Source organism: Methylobacterium sp. Leaf125, from assembly GCF_001423085.1.
GTDB lineage: Bacteria > Pseudomonadota > Alphaproteobacteria > Rhizobiales > Beijerinckiaceae > Methylobacterium.
The window spans coordinates 494,124-507,795 of the sequence record NZ_LMNU01000001.1 but is presented as its reverse complement, the minus strand read 5'-3'; the positions used below and the strand labels follow the sequence as shown (position 1 = coordinate 507,795).

9 protein-coding genes are annotated in these 13,672 nt (G+C 71.9%); 3 read left to right on the top strand and 6 right to left on the bottom strand.

The features are described 5' to 3' along the window. Positions 1–54 precede the first annotated feature (54 nt). Positions 55–1,395: an NAD(P)/FAD-dependent oxidoreductase gene (locus tag ASF58_RS02290; RefSeq protein WP_055946882.1), complete on the top strand. Its 1,341-nt coding sequence runs from the start codon at positions 55–57 to the stop codon at positions 1,393–1,395. On the opposite strand, the gene ASF58_RS02285 is transcribed toward ASF58_RS02290, so the two are convergent. The 3 genes from ASF58_RS02285 to ASF58_RS02275 form a co-directional block, all read right to left on the bottom strand. Further along, positions 1,370–3,760, bottom strand: a complete 2,391-nt coding sequence (locus ASF58_RS02285; RefSeq protein ID WP_055946881.1) for an EAL domain-containing protein — start codon at positions 3,758–3,760, stop codon at positions 1,370–1,372. The genes ASF58_RS02290 and ASF58_RS02285 overlap by 26 nt on opposite strands. A 408-nt stretch (positions 3,761–4,168) precedes the next feature. After that, a complete protein-coding gene (locus ASF58_RS02280; RefSeq protein ID WP_055946879.1) occupies positions 4,169–4,744 on the bottom strand; it encodes a PilZ domain-containing protein in 576 nt (191 codons plus the stop codon). Between the two features lie 186 nt (positions 4,745–4,930). Next, a complete protein-coding gene (locus ASF58_RS02275; RefSeq protein WP_082512776.1) occupies positions 4,931–5,806 on the bottom strand; it encodes a cell envelope integrity EipB family protein in 876 nt (291 codons plus the stop codon). A gap of 174 nt (positions 5,807–5,980) precedes the next feature. Here ASF58_RS02275 and ASF58_RS02270 point away from each other — a divergent pair, with 174 nt between their 5' ends. Next, positions 5,981–6,490: an OsmC family protein gene (locus ASF58_RS02270; protein WP_055946876.1), complete on the top strand. Its 510-nt coding sequence runs from the start codon at positions 5,981–5,983 to the stop codon at positions 6,488–6,490. 66 nt (positions 6,491–6,556) lie between these two features. Beyond that, on the top strand, positions 6,557–8,101 hold the full coding sequence (locus ASF58_RS02265; RefSeq protein WP_055946874.1) for a sodium:proton antiporter: 1,545 nt from the start codon (positions 6,557–6,559) through the stop codon (positions 8,099–8,101). A 37-nt stretch (positions 8,102–8,138) separates the two neighbouring features. Here the strand turns inward: ASF58_RS02265 and ASF58_RS02260 are convergent, their stop codons facing one another. From ASF58_RS02260 to pbpC, 3 genes are all read right to left on the bottom strand, one after another. Continuing rightward, complete coding sequence (locus ASF58_RS02260; protein WP_055946872.1) at positions 8,139–9,290, bottom strand: histidine kinase dimerization/phosphoacceptor domain -containing protein; 1,152 nt, start codon at positions 9,288–9,290, stop codon at positions 8,139–8,141. A 132-nt stretch (positions 9,291–9,422) separates the two neighbouring features. Further along, the gene (locus ASF58_RS02255; protein WP_082512850.1) at positions 9,423–11,273 is read right to left on the bottom strand and encodes a KUP/HAK/KT family potassium transporter; all 1,851 of its coding nucleotides are present in this window, start codon (positions 11,271–11,273) and stop codon (positions 9,423–9,425) included. A gap of 163 nt (positions 11,274–11,436) precedes the next feature. Continuing rightward, positions 11,437–13,671: a penicillin-binding protein 1C gene (pbpC, locus tag ASF58_RS02250; RefSeq protein WP_156375507.1), complete on the bottom strand. Its 2,235-nt coding sequence runs from the start codon at positions 13,669–13,671 to the stop codon at positions 11,437–11,439. Position 13,672: the final 1 nt, after the last annotated feature.

Genomic DNA, 13,672 nt, shown 5'->3' with positions numbered 1-13,672 from the left:
GCCCTCTGCTAGGCCCGTCGCCACCCTTCGCCGACAGGAACGAGACCGTCATCCATGAGGACGTCCCGCCCCGACCACGAACGCTGGCGCCCGAGCGTCGCGCCGCGCCTGGCCCCCCTGCCCGACGATCCGGAGGTCATCGTCGTCGGGGCGGGCGCCGCCGGCGTGGCGGCGGCGCGCGGCCTCGCGGCCCGGGGCGTCCGGGTGGCGGTCCTGGAGGCGCGCGATCGGGTCGGCGGCCGCCTCGTCACCGTCGCCCTGCGGGGCCATCCCGTCGACCTCGGCGGGCACTGGCTGCATGCGGGGCCGATCAACCCGCTGGTGCGGCTCGGCACCCAGCGGGGGGAGCCCCTGCGGGTGGCGGCGCAGGAGAGCCATCTCTGGGTCGGGCGCCGGCGCGGCCGGCCGGCAGAGGCGGCGGCCCTCGGCCGGGCCTTCGCGGTGGCCGACCGGGCCATGAGCACCCAGGCGGGCTGGGCGGGGCCCGACCGGCCGGCCGCCACCGCCCTGCCGCCGGGCCTCGGGCCCTGGGGCCGGCGGGTCGAGCGCGTCCACGGCCTGGTCTCCGGGCAGTCGCTGGACCGCGTTTCGCTCCAGGATTTTCCGAGCATGGAGTACGGCGACAACCGCTTCATCGCCGGTGGCTACGGCGGTTATCTCGCCCGCCTCGCCCAGGGGCTGCCCATCGCCCTCGGGACGCCGGTCACCGGCATCGACTGGTCGGGCCCGGCCGTGCGGGTGCAGGCGGGTCCCCGGAGCTTCACGGCCCGGGCCGTCATCGTCACGATTCCCACCATGGTGCTTCGCGCCGCGCCGCTCTTCACCCCCGCCCTCCCCCCGGAGGTCGCGGACGCGATCACGGGGTTCGCCACCGGCATCTACGAGCACGCGGTGCTGCACTGGCCTTCCTGCCCGTTCCGCGGAGCGGACCGGCTCGCGAGCCTGGTCGGCGGTCGCGAGCCGAGTCCGGGCCTCCTCACCCGGATCGACGGCACCCCGTTTCACTTCTTCGAGCTCGATGCGCCGATGGCCGCCGCCCTCGACGCCCGCGGGGCCGGGCCGGACGGGGTCCGCCGCCTAGTGCGGACGGCGCTCGCCGCACATTTCGGCGCCCGCGCCCTGCATGACCTGAGCATCCCGGCGGTGAGCGCGTGGCGCCACGACCCCTGGGCGCGCGGATCCTGGGCCGTGGTGCCGCCGGGCCATGCCGGCGCCCGGGCCCGCCTGCAGGCGCCCGTGGCAGACCGGGTCTGGTTCGCCGGCGAGGCCCTGTCGCGCCTGCAATGGGGCACGGCGGGGGGCGCCTACGAGGAGGGTACGCGGGCCGCCGCCGCGGTGGCCGAGCGCCTGTGCGGCTCGGACGGCCTCGTCACGCCGGCGCGCGGCGGAACGTGAGCGGCAGGAGGGGGAAAATCTCGCCGAAGCGCACCGGCAGGGACGCGATGAGACGGGGGATCTCGTCGGCCGGTCGGGCCGGGCTGAAGAGGAAGCCCTGGATGTCGTCGCAGCGGCTCGCCCTGAGCATCTGCGCCTGCTCCATCGTCTCGACGCCCTCCGCGGTGACGGTGATCGAGAGCTTGCGCGCGAGGGTCAGGATCGCCTCGATGATCGCCAGGCATTCGGGCCGGCTGCCCATGTCCTTGATGAAGGAGCGGTCGATCTTGATCTTGTCCACCGGGAACCGGATCAGGTAGCTCAGCGACGAGTAGCCGGTGCCGAAATCGTCGAGCGCCACGCGGATGCCCAGGGCGCGTAACTCGTTGAGATTGGCGATGGTCGTCGCATTCATCTCGAAGAACACCGACTCGGTGACCTCGATCTCCAGCCTCTCCGGCCTCAGCCCGCTGGCCTCCAGCGCCTGGGTCACGTCGGCGACGAGGTCGGTGTTCCGGAACTGGATCGGCGAGAGGTTCACCGCCAGCCGGATGTCGTCGGGCCAGCGCGCGGCCTCTCGGCAGGCCTGCATCAGGACCCAGCGGCCGATCTCGGTGATCAGGCCCGAGGCCTCGGCGACGGGGACGAAATCCGCGGGGGAGACCGGGCCGCCGGAGCCCCGGGTCCAGCGCAGCAGGGCCTCGAAGGTGCGGACCCGACCGTCCTCCAGGCTCACCAGGGGTTGGTAGTGCAGGCTGAATTCGCCCTGCGCCACCGCCCGCTTGAGATCGACCTCGAGTTCGCGCCGCAGGCGCATCGTCGCCTCGAGGTCGGGCGAGAACACCCGAACGTTGCCGCGGCCGGTGGCCTTGGCCCGGTAGAGGGCGAGATCGGCCTTGCTGAGGAGGCCTTCGGGGGTGTGGGCATCGCGCGGCGCCAGGGCGAGGCCGACGCTGGCGCCGATCTCCACCTGAACCCCGTCGAGGGTGTAGGGTATGCTCAGGGCTGCGATGAGGCGCCGGGCCAGGCCGATCAGGGCGTCCTCGTCGCCGCCGGGCAGGAGAATGGCGAACTCGTCGCCGCCGAGGCGCGAGACCAGCCCCTGGGGCGGGACCGTGCCGGTCAGGCGCTGGGCCACCCGGACCAGCAGGACATCGCCCAGGGCATGGCCGAAGGTGTCGTTGACGAACTTGAAGCCGTCGAGGTCGAGGTAGAGCAGCGCGCAGGCCTCGCCCCCGGTCTGTGCCCGGGCACAGAGCTGGGTCGCCACGCCCTGGAACTGGGTTCGGTTGGCCAGGCCCGTCAGCGGGTCGTAGCTCGCCAGATAGGCGATCCGCGCTTCGGACTGCCGGGTATCGGTGATGTCCGAGCCGACCCCGCGAAAGCCCAGGAAGGTCTCGGCGCCGTCGGTGATGGGCCTGCCGCTGAGGCGCCACCAGCGCGTGAGTCCGTCGATGGTGACCTCGACGACGCGCTCGCGAAAAGCTTTGCGCTCGGCGACGAGGGCCAGGATCTCGGCGAGTTCCGGGGTCATCGGACGGGGCTTGCGAACGCCGAGGAAGAGGGCCGCGAACGGCGCCTCGTGCAGGACCGCCGGGTCCTCTCCCGACACTTGGCCGATGCGCTCGGAGACGTGCTGGAGCCGTCCCAGCGGGTCGGTCTCCCAGAGCCAGTCGCTGGTGCTCGCCTCGAAGTCGTGGAGCAGCAGGCTGATCGTCTCGTTCTGCTCGCCGACCCGGACGCGATCGATGATCCGCTGTTCCGAGAGGCGGCCCATCCGCCCGGCGGTGAAGGCGACGAAGGCCGAATAGATGCCCATCAGCATCGCCAGCCACCAGTTGGCGGGGCCGCCGACGAGGAACAGGGCCGCGAGGCTGCCTAGGGCGATCGGCGCGGAATAGACCAGACCGAGATGCGCGAGCGACCCGAAGGTGTAGGTGGTGGCCATCAGGCCGACCCCGATGGCCACCACGAAGGTCTGGTCCTGGGTGCCTGCGGGCGGGAGGATGGCCAGGGGCATGCTGGCCCAGGCCAACCCCAGAATCAGCGAGAACAAGGCCGCGAGCCGATGCCCGGTGACGATCTCGCGCGCTCCCAGGCGCCGGCGACGGTAGCGCTGCGCCCCGATGGCCGCGAGGGTGATGGGACCGGCGACGCTGGCGAACAGGACCAGCAGGTAGGTTCGGTGCGCCTCGCTCCAGAAGAGCAGCAGCACGACCCCGACGACCAGCGTATGGGTCAGGGCCAGGTAGGGCGCGAATTGCAGCACCTCGTCGAGATGGCCGGCCCGGGCCTCCAGATCGTAGCGGTTCGTGTTGCGGCCGGCAGCGTGGGCCGGCGCCCCCTCCGACGCCGGCTCCGGGCTGCTCGGTGCCGAGGCGCGCACGCGATCCCCCGCCCGGCGTCCCCACGTCGCTTCGGGCGCTCGCGATCCGGACAGGTGGGAAGGGCCGGCGAGGACAGGATCGGGCGGACGCGGCATCAGCGAGGCGATCTTCAGGATATCGCCAGCAGTGGAAACCTGCCGGATCGACTCGATGGGACAGGACCCGACGGAACCGGGATGGTCGCATCGTCCGCGTACCGCATCGTCAAGTCTCCGACTGGAGGGCGAGGCCGTAGGCTAGTCCTGATCATTTGATAGAAACTTAATTGTAGCCTTGCGGGCGGTTCCGCCGCGATTGCGCCTTATGGATATCCCCGCCCAGCTCGTCGCCTCCTCGGATCGCGGGAGGAACCGGACCGCCCTCGGACAGACCGGAGAGATCCCGCATCCCGCGAGCGACCTACCCCGTCACAACAGGACGTGGGGTCCGAGATCCTCCGCCGGCAGGGGCTGGAGGAACGCCGCACCGATGCCGTCGTCGAAGCAGCGCGCGACCGTTGCCGGCGTTCGACCCAGGGTGATCTGCGTGCCGGGCTCCAAGCGGATGTCGATCCGCACGGCCGCGCCCGAGGCCGAGACGTTGAGGAGGCGGGCCGGGATCCGGGTGCCGCAGGACATCGTGACGAGGATGTCGGGCGAATCCGGCACGAAGCGCGGATGGACGCGCTGGGGCACCTCGGCGCCGTTCTGCTCGGCGGCGAGGTCGAGCAGGCGACGCACGATGACGGGCAGCGGGGCCTCGGCGCGGATCACCCGCGTGACGAACTGCTCCTTGCCGCCCTCGATGACCTGGGCCTCCATCGAGCCCGCATGCCGAATGCTGCAGGACAGGATTTCGCCCAGAGACGGCACAACGGACGAACGGAAGCGAAGCCCCGTGACGGAGAGATCGGCGGTGACGGCATAGAAATCGGCGCGGTACCGGCTCCAGCAGAGCGCAGGCAGGATCAGTCTCGTCTGCGTTGCTGTGAGGGATTCGCCCATGACCATCCTGAGGTTGCGGATGTCATAAAACCGGGCGCTTCCCGACATTCCTTTACCCGAACGTCGAGAATTTGATTCAACGGCTCCCCGGAAGGCCCGGGATGCACAATTTCCGTGCAGAAGTCCGTGCTCGGACATCTTGCCCGCCGCATCGGTGCGGACCCGCCGCAGACCCGGTCGGATGGGCTAGGGATGGCAGTCGGTGCTCGACGGCAGGGTGTCGAGGCGGGTGAGGTCGCCGACCACGGCGAATTCGCCGTAGTTGAGCCGCAGCGCGCCGCTGACGCCGTTCTCGTAGAGGTCGAAGCTGAGGACGTAGATCGGCGTGCGCTCGCCCTCGCCGGGAATGTAGTAGCTCAATGTGACCGGCCAGCGCGGCACGGTCGCCATCGGCCCGTCCCGCAGGGGCTTGTCGCGCTCGGCCGCCTTGTCGGAGGCCGCCGGTGCCGGAACCTGACGGCCGATGACCGCGAGGGTGTCATAAACCTTGTGCCCATCGTCGGAGCCGTCGAACACCTTGACGGAGACGGTGGTCTGTCCGTCGCGGGCCGCCTGGATCAGGCGCCGCATGTGCACCGTGGGAAAGAGGACATCGCCCGCGTCCTGGAATTGGTCGCGCTTGGGCTCCTTCAGCTTGACCTTCAGCAGGTCGGCGCCTGACTCGGCGGTGCCGTCGACCGCCTGGCCGGGCGTGCCGTTGAGCACCGTGCTGGTCTTGAAGCGGTAGCTGCGCCCGTCCCCGCTCTCGAAGGTGCTGTTGCGCAGGTCCGAGGTGCGGCTGCCGGTCTCGCCGCTCTCCAGCACCGTCACCTGGCGGGTCTGCATCGTGTAGCCCTTGCAGGCATCCCCGGTGAAATCGATGACGATGCGCCCCCGCGCGCTCTCCACCGCCCGCGTGCCGCTGCTCTCGGCGAGGGAGAGGTCGTAGACGGCCCGGTGGTTGGCGAGGGTGATCGGCGTGGCGGCCCCCGCTCCGGTCGCGAACAGGACGAGACCGACGGCGATGCCGGGGAAGGCCATCCGCGCCCTCAGGGCGGCTGCACTCACGCTGGGACGACGCATGGACTCTCCTGACAGGACGGGGCCGGAGGACGAGGGCCCGGCCGACGCCCTCAGATAGGGCACCCCGCGGACCGGCGCGAGGTTCGTTCACCCCCGTCCGCATTCGCCGCGCAGACGGGGCGCCCTAGATAGGACCGGAGAAGAAGAACCGGAAGACGGGAGAAGGAAACGCCCATGGACGCCGATACCCTGCGCTCGCTCCAGGCCCCGATCAAGGACCGCTACCGCAACGCCCCGGACTCGGCCGTGGTGACCCTGCGGGCCCGGGGCAGCCTCGACGACACGGCGATCGCCTGCAAGGTCGAGACCGGACGCGCCCTGGCGGTGGCGGGCCTGCACCCGGCCACCGGCGGCTCCGGCGCCGAGCTGTGCTCGGGGGACATGCTGCTCGAAGCCCTGGTGGCCTGCGCCGGCGTCACCCTGAAGGCGGTGGCCACCGCGATCGGCGTCGAGCTCCGGTCCGGCACGGTGAGCGCCGAGGGCGACCTGGACTTCCGCGGCACCCTGGGGGTCGACAAGGCGGCGCCCGTAGGCTTCCGCGCGATCCGCCTCGCCTTCGCCCTCGACACCGACGCCCCCCAGGACAAGCTCGACCAGCTCCTGAAGCTGACCGAACGCTACTGCGTCGTGTTCCAGACCCTGAACCACAAGCCGGAGCTGGCCGTCACCCTCGCGCAGGGCTGACCGGCTGCGCCGGGTTTCGTGCCGGGGCGATTGATCCCGGCGCCGTGATGGTGCGTTCCCCTCGACATGATGATCTTCCAATGGACGGTCGGCGTCCTTCTCGGCGCCGTGCTCCTGGCCGGGCTCGCCCGCCGGGTGGGGGCCCCCTATCCGGTCTTCCTGGCGCTGGGTGGGATCGGCCTCGCCTTCATCCCGGCCGTGCCGAACCTCGTGCTCGACCCGGAGCTGGCGCTGGCCCTGTTCCTGGCGCCCGTCCTCCTCGATGCCGGCTACGACACCTCGGTGCGGGACCTGCGGACCCACTGGCGCCCGATCGCCGGCCTCGCCTTCGGGGCGGTGGTGGCGACCACGGCAGCCGTGGCCGTGGTGGTGAAGTGGCTCGTGCCGGACATGCCCTGGGCCGCCTGTATCGTCCTCGGCGCGGTGGTGGCGCCCCCCGACGCCGTGGCGGCCCTCTCGGTGCTGCGCCACGTCTCCCTGCCGCACCGCCTCACCACGATCCTGCGCGGCGAGAGCCTCCTCAACGATGCGGGCTCCCTGCTGATCTACCGCCTCGGGGTCACGGCCGCGGTGTCCGGCACCTTCTCGGCCGCCGAGATCGGGCCGACCTTCGTCGTCGGCATCCTCGGCAGCCTCGTCGCCGGGCCGGTCCTCGCCCTCCTCTACAGCGCCGCGACGCGCCCGGTGGCCGACGCGCCGAGCGTCATCGTGCTGCAGTTCGTGGCCGCCTTCGGCATCTGGATCGGGGCGGAGCACGTCCACCTGTCCGGGGTGCTCACCGTGGTCACCTTTGCCATCACGGTGGCGCGGATCGCCCCGGGCCACACCCCACCGCGGACCCGCATCGTCTCCTACGCGGTCTGGGATACGGCGGTGTTCGTGCTCAACGTGCTCGCCTTCGTGCTGATCGGCCTGCAGATCGGTCCGATCCTGGAGCGCCTGACCCGGGAGCAGCAGATCTCCTACGCGCTGGTCGGCGCGGCGGTGTTCCTCACCGTGGTGGTGGTGCGCTTCCTCTGGGTCCTGCCCACGGCCCACCTCGCCCGCCTGGGAGCCGACGGGACCGAGACCCGCGACCGCGGCCTCTCGGCCGGAATCGCGGTATCCTGGGCGGGCATGCGGGGAATCGTCACCATCGCGACGGCCCTGGCCCTGCCCGATGGCGATCCGGGCTTTCCCTATCGCGACCTCATCGTGCTCACCGCCTTCTGCGTCATCATCGGCACGCTGACGGTGCAGGGCCTGACCCTGCGCCTGCTGCTCGGCCGGCTCGGCTTGGAGGACAACGACCCCGTTGGGCGCGAGGTCGGGCACGGCCGGACCGAAGCCTACCGGGCCGCCCTGAAGACCCTGGAGGATGCCGAGGATGCCCCCTCCGAGGCCCTGCGCGAGGAGTTCCGCATCGCTCTGGAGCAGGCCGAGGCCCGCGACACCGGCTTCGCCTCCGAGACGCTGCCCGCCGATGCCGCCCGCCGGCGCGCCATCGAGGCGGCCCGCGACCGGGTGCTGGCCCTGCGCCGCTCGGGCGATATCGGCGACGACGCCTACTACGTGCTGGAGGAGGAGTTCGACTGGGCCGAGATGAACGCGACGCCGCGGGCCGAGACCTGAGGCGCGGACGGGGAAGTCCCTTCTCGGGCGCACCGCCTCACGCCACGGGTCCCACCCGCAGGGAGAAGTGCGCGCCCTGCACATCCGGGGCGACCGCGAGGGCGCCCCCGAGCTGGCGGGCGAGACTGTTGATGATGCGCATGCCGAGGCTGGCACTGCGCGCCGCCGTGGGATCGAACCCGTCCGGCAGCCCGGCACCGTCATCCTCCACCGCGAGGATCAGGCCGCCCGCATCGTCGGGACGGGCCTCGACCCGGATCTCGCCCTCACCGTCCGCGTAGGCGTACTTGATCGCGTTGGTGACGAGCTCGTTGACGAAGAGGCCGAGGGGGATCGCGAGGTCGGCGGGGATGTTCATCCGGGCCGCGCGGCAGACGAGGCGGTGGCGCGGTGCGCTCTCCTGCAGCTTGGCGCAGAGAGCCTCGAGGAAGCCCGCGACGTCGATCGCTTCGAGGCTCGGCTGGCGCCAGAGCTGGTCGTGCACCTGGGCCACCGCCTCGACCCGGGTGCGGGCATCGGCGAGGGCACTCTTCACGTCGTCGTTGTCGGAGCCCCGGGCCTGCAGACCCAGGAAGCCCGCCACCACCGCGAGGCTGTTCTTCACCCGGTGGCTCATCTCCCGGGACAGGAGCTCCTGGCGCTCCAGGGCTGCCTTCAGCCGTGCTTCGGCCCGCTGGCGCTCGATGGCGCCGCCGACGAGGTTGGCGAACCCCTGCATGAAGGCGATGTCGGCCTCCTCGAACTGGCCCTCGCGGGTGTCGTCCACCTCCAGCACGCCGTAATTGCCGTCGCGGTTGGCGATGAGCACGTTGATCGCCCGGCGGATGCCGTGGTCGGCCATCAGCTTCGGGGTGCGGAAGCGCGTCTCGTTCTCGAGGTGGTTCGAGATCACGGGCCGGCCGGTCTTCAGGGCATACCCCGCCGGCGAGGCGAGGTCGGCGCCGATGATGGTGGTGCCCACGGCGTCCTCGGCCCAGCCCACACCGGCGCAGACGAGGAGGCAGTCCTGGTGGGGCTTGTATTCCAGGGCCTTGCAGAACTGCGCCTCCATGCCCTCGGCGCAGAGTTCGGTGGCGCGCTGGAGCAGGGGCAGCAGCTCGGTGGCCCGCAGGGCCTCGACCCCGAAATCGGAGAGGATCGCCTGCTGCCGCAGGCGGATTGCCAGGGCCTTCGGCGCCAGTTCGGTCATCGCTACGCTACACGTCCCGGATTCGGCGCGGCCGGGCCGCCCGCCCGCGTGGCCTCCTTGTGCGACACCCGGAGCGCTGCCCGCAAGGCCATACGGCACGGTCTGCGCGAGAGTTGATGGCCGGCGCCCGGCTCAGATCTCGATCTCGGTGCCGACCTCGACCAGTTGCCGCGTCGGCACGCAGAAATGCGCGCCGGTGCGCTCCGCGTTGCGCAGGAGGAACGCGTAGATCTCCTCCCGCCACGTCGCCATGCCGCGCTGGTCGCTCTTCGGGATGATGGTCTCGTGCCCGATGAAGATCGTGAGATCCTCGAGGCATTCGGCCGGCAGGCGCTTGGCCTCCACGGCGCAGCGCAGGCCGTCGGGCACCGAGGCATCCTCCATGAAGCCGTAGCGCAGGATCACGCGGGTGATGTCGGGCGTGATCACGATGACCTCGGCGCGCTGGTCGCGGGTGACGGTCGGCTCCTCCTCGTAGCGGGCGGTGACGATGAGGATGCGCTTGTGGAGGGCATGGCTGCGCGCGACGAAGCGGGACAGGTGCAGGGGAATGGCGCTGGTGGCCGAGGACAGGAAGGCGGCGTTGCCCGGCAGGACGATCGGCGGATCGCGCCGGAGCTGCTCGAGGAATTCGACCTCGGGCTGGCGCAGGGCGACCCGGGCCGACTCGACGAGCTGGTTGCCCTTGCGCCAGGTGAGCATCAGGAACGCCACGAGGGCTGCCAGCATGAGGGGAAACCAGCCGCCCTCGAACAGCTTCACCGTGTTGGCGCCGAGGAACACGAAGTCGATGAGGAGGAAGAACCCGTTCACCGCCAGCACGGCCACGGGGTTGTAGCCCCATTTCAGCGCCACCAGGGCGGCGAGCAGGGTGGTGATCGCCATCAGGGAGGCGACGGCGATTCCGTAGGCGCCGGCCAGGGCATCCGAGGAGCCGAAGACCAGGACGGCGCTCAGGGTCGCGGCGGCGAGCAGCCAGTTCACCATCGGCACGTAGATCTGTCCGCGCTCGTGCCGGGCGGTGTGGACCACCCGCATCGGCGGCAGGAAGCCGAGCTGGATCGATTGCTGGGTGAGCGAGAACGCACCCGAGATGATCGATTGCGAGGCGATCACGGTGGCGACCGTGGCGAGGCCGATCAGCGGATAATGCGCCCAGTCGGGACTCAGGCGATAGAACGGGTTCTCGATGGCGTCGGGCTCGACCAGCAGCAGCGCGCCCTGTCCGAAATAGTGGATCACCAGGGCCGGCAGCACGAGGCCGAACCAGGAGGCGCGGATCGGCCCGGCCCCGAAATGCCCGAGATCGGCATACATCGCCTCGCCGCCGGTGACCGCGAGGAAGGCCGCGCCCAGCATGGCGAAGCTGACGTGCCATCCGGCATGCGTCAGGAATTCGACGGCCTTGAGCGGGTTGAGCGCAGCGAGAATCTGCGGCGCGTGCCAGATGCCGCCGAGACCGAGCAGCGCCAGCACGATGAACCAGACGAACATCACCGGGCCGAAGATGCGGCCGATGAAGGCCACACCCCGGCTCTGGACCAAGAACAGCCCGACCAGGATCACCACCGTGATCGGCACGACGAAGCGTGACAGGGCCGGTGCCTCGACCTTCAGGCCCTCCACGGCACTGAGCACCGAGATCGCCGGCGTGATCGCGCCGTCGCCGTAGAGGAGGGCGGCGCCCACGAGGCCGACCACGAGAAGAATGCCGGCCCAGGAGCCGGGCTTGGCGTTCCGGGCTCCGAGCAGCGCCAGCATGGCGACGATGCCGCCCTCGCCGCGGTTGTCGGCGCGCAGGATCAGCACGGCGTACTTGATGGAGACGATCAGGATCAGCGACCAAAGGATGAGCGAGACGGCGCCCGTGACGGCGACCGGGGTCGGCGGGGCGCCGGCGCTCGCGGCGCGGACCGCCTCCTTGAAGGCGTAGAGGGGCGAGGTGCCGATATCACCGTAGACGATACCGAGGGCGCCCAGCATCACCGCCGGGCGCAGGGCCGGCCGTCCCGAACGGGATTCCTCGTGGACCACGGGCAGGTTCTCCGACAACGGCAAAGGTTCGCTCTGCCGCTCGCAGGTAGGGGCGGCCGCCCGCCCGACCAGGGGCCCGGCCGCTCTCCGGCTTGAACCCCGGGCGGGGGCGTCACTCGAGGCGTACCATGACGCTGTCGCTGGCGCCCGTGGCATCCATCACGGAGATCCGCGCGAAGCCGGCACCGTCCGGAGCCCAGGCCGATTGCCGGCGCGCGCCCCCCGCCACCGGCAGTCCGTCGACCATCCAGGTCAGGGGCGGCACGCCGCCGAGCGCCTTCAGGGCGAGGCTCGGCGCCGGAGCGGGTTCGGGCTCCGACAGGCCCAGATCGATGCGGGCGCCGTCGGGCGGGTAGGCGATCTTGAGCGCGCCTCCCAGTGCCGCCGACAGGGTCTTGGGGATGTCGCGCCGGATATGGCGCAGGGGCGGCGGCAGGCCGGCCGTGGTGGTCACCAGGGCGTCGTGGGGCATCGGCACGGGGTCGGGCTCGCCGCCGAAGCGGGCGAAGGCATCGAACAGGATCGGGGCCGCCACCACCCGACCGACGAGGCCCGGCACCGCATTGCCGTCCGGCCGCCCGACCCAGACCGCGAGGGTGACGCGCCGGTCGAACCCCACCGCGAGGGCATCCCGGTAGCCGTAGGAGGTGCCCGTCTTGTAGGCGATCCGGCCCGCCATGGCGTTCTCGGGCGGCGGCGCTCCCCGAAGGATGTCGGCGACGTACCAGGCGGCGACGGCCTCCGTGATGCGGGCCTCCTGCGGCGGCGCGCCCGTCCCCTCGCCCGATACTCCGCCCGACGCCTCGCCCACGCGGCGGGTGAGGTTCGGCACGAGTCCTTGCCGGGCGAGGCCGGCGAACAGGCGGGCGAGGTCCGTGAGGGTGATCCCGAGGCCGCCCAGCGCCACGGGCAGCCCCGGCGCGGTGTCGCGGGGCAGGTCGATGCGGGCGCCGGCGGCCCGCAGGCGCGCGATGAGGCGGGCGGGGCCGACCCCCTCCAGCAGATCCACCGCCGGCACGTTCAGGGAGAGCTGGAGGGCGCGCCGCGCCGTCACGCTGCCCTGGTAGCCCAGGTCGAAATTCTCCGGGGCGTAGGCTCCGGCAAAGCGCACCGGCCGGTCGTCGAGCTGCGTCTCGGGATGGGCGAGGCCGGTCTCGAAGGCCAGCGCGTAGATGAAGGGCTTGAGGGCGGAGCCCGGCGAGCGGATCGCGCCCGTCATGTCGATGGCGCCGGCGCGACTCGCATCGAGGTAGCCGGGGCTGCCGACCTGGGCCAGAACCGCGCCGGTGCGGTTGTCGAGTGCCAGGAGGGCGGCCGAGATCCCGGGGCCCTGGGCGGCCGCGCGCTCGGCGGCCAGGGTTTCGAGACTCGCCTGCAGGCGGCCGTCGAGGGTGAGGCGGATCGCCTGGGCGCCCGGGTCGGCGGCGTGGGCCGCCTCCGCCGCGTGGGCGGCCAGCATCGGGAAGGGCTTTCGCGCCGACGGCACGGGCGCGGTCCGGGCGGCCTCCGCTTCGGCCGCGGTGACGACGCCCTGTGCGGTGGCGATGGCGAGGACCCGGTCGCGGGCGCGCCGGGCCGTCTCGGGGAAGCGGTCGGGCCGCCGGGCTTCCGGCGCCTGCGGCAAGGCTACGAGGAGCGCGCTCTCGGCGAAGGAGAGCCGGGCCGGCTCGCGGCCGAAATACGCAAGGCTGGCGGCCCGCAGACCCTCCACCGGGCCGCCATAGGGGGCGAGCGCCAGGTAGAGGTCGAGCACACCGTCCTTGCCGAGCCGCTGCTCCAGCTGCACTGCCCGCACCATCTGGCGCAGCTTGGCGGCGAGCGAGCGTTCGGCCCGCGGCTCGACGAGGCGGGCCACCTGCATCGACAGGGTCGAGCCGCCCGAGACGATGCGGCCCGCCGCCAGCCACTGCCCCGCGGCCCGAAGGGTCGCCACCGGATCGATGCCGGGATGACGCGCGAAGCGCCGGTCCTCGTAGGCCATGAGCATGGCGCGGAAGCGCGGATCGACCTGGGCCCCGGTCACCGGCAGGCGCCAGCGCCCGTCGGCGGTGGCGAAGGGGCGCAGCAGCCGCCCGTCCCGGTCCAGCACCACCGTCGAGCGGAGCCCGGCCGGAGCGAGGTCGAGGGGTGGCAGGGCGTCGACGAAGCGCCAGAGGGCAACGACCGGGGCGGCGAGGAGGAGCAGGACAAGGCCGGCAAGCCCCCTCCCCCACCTGCGGCAGCGGGTCCCTGCGGCGCGGGCCGGGGCGGTCTGCGCCGGCTCCGGAGCAGTTGTCCCCTCGCCCGACCCGCGACGCGGGTCGCCCGCTTCCGCCGAGGGGGGCAGCGAAGCGCGTGGACGATCCATC

Bases quoted from the DNA above. Each gene is read 5' to 3' on its own strand.
- ASF58_RS02275 (WP_082512776.1), bottom strand. From the start codon at position 5,806: ATGCGTCGTCCCAGCGTGAGTGCAGCCGCCCTGAGGGCGCGGATGGCC.
- ASF58_RS02280 (WP_055946879.1), bottom strand. From the start codon at position 4,744: ATGGGCGAATCCCTCACAGCAACGCAGACGAGACTGATCCTGCCTGCG.
- ASF58_RS02255 (WP_082512850.1), bottom strand. From the start codon at position 11,273: ATGCTGGGCGCCCTCGGTATCGTCTACGGTGATATCGGCACCTCGCCC.
- pbpC (WP_156375507.1), bottom strand. From the start codon at position 13,671: ATGGATCGTCCACGCGCTTCGCTGCCCCCCTCGGCGGAAGCGGGCGAC.
- ASF58_RS02290 (WP_055946882.1), top strand. From the start codon at position 55: ATGAGGACGTCCCGCCCCGACCACGAACGCTGGCGCCCGAGCGTCGCG.
- ASF58_RS02270 (WP_055946876.1), top strand. From the start codon at position 5,981: ATGGACGCCGATACCCTGCGCTCGCTCCAGGCCCCGATCAAGGACCGC.
- ASF58_RS02265 (WP_055946874.1), top strand. From the start codon at position 6,557: ATGATGATCTTCCAATGGACGGTCGGCGTCCTTCTCGGCGCCGTGCTC.
- ASF58_RS02260 (WP_055946872.1), bottom strand. From the start codon at position 9,290: ATGACCGAACTGGCGCCGAAGGCCCTGGCAATCCGCCTGCGGCAGCAG.